Source organism: Mesorhizobium sp. M7A.F.Ca.AU.002.02.1.1, from assembly GCF_003998535.1.
Classification (GTDB): domain Bacteria; phylum Pseudomonadota; class Alphaproteobacteria; order Rhizobiales; family Rhizobiaceae; genus Mesorhizobium; species Mesorhizobium ciceri.
In genome coordinates this window covers 1-391 of record NZ_RZPB01001524.1, presented here as the reverse complement: position 1 = coordinate 391, position 391 = coordinate 1, and the positions used below count along the sequence as shown (strand labels likewise).

Below are 391 nucleotides of genomic sequence, written 5' to 3'. Positions count from 1 at the left end.
GGGCCATACAGCTTGCTCTCCACCACCTTTTGCGCCGCCATCAGGTCAAGCTCCGGCAGCAGCCGGTAGGCGCCTTCGATGTCGGCTGCGGTGCAGACGATGTGGTCGAGTCCGCCAATCGCTGCGAACAGCGCCGAGACCTGGTCTTCGCGCGCGATGTCGACGACGGCCGTCTCCAGCCCGGCGGGATTGCCGAGCGCCTCGCGCGCCTGCCGCAGCCGGTCTTGGCCGCGCCCGGCGATGATCACCTTGGCTCCGGCCTCGATGCAGCGCCTGGCCAGCGCCAGGCCCATGCCGGAGCCGCCGCCGACGATCAGGATTTTCTGTTTCGAAATGCTCATTTCGCTCTGCCTTTGCTTGGATGGACAAGGGCAGGAATTGGCAGTTCGGC

Annotated in this window: 1 protein-coding gene; it reads right to left on the bottom strand. The window is 66.5% G+C overall.

What is annotated here, in order from left to right; translation table 11 throughout:
• Window positions 1-341 (bottom strand): SDR family NAD(P)-dependent oxidoreductase (locus EN879_RS38715; protein ID WP_127274845.1); only part of this gene is annotated, 341 nt, incomplete at its 3' end.
• Window positions 342-391 lie beyond the last annotated feature (50 nt).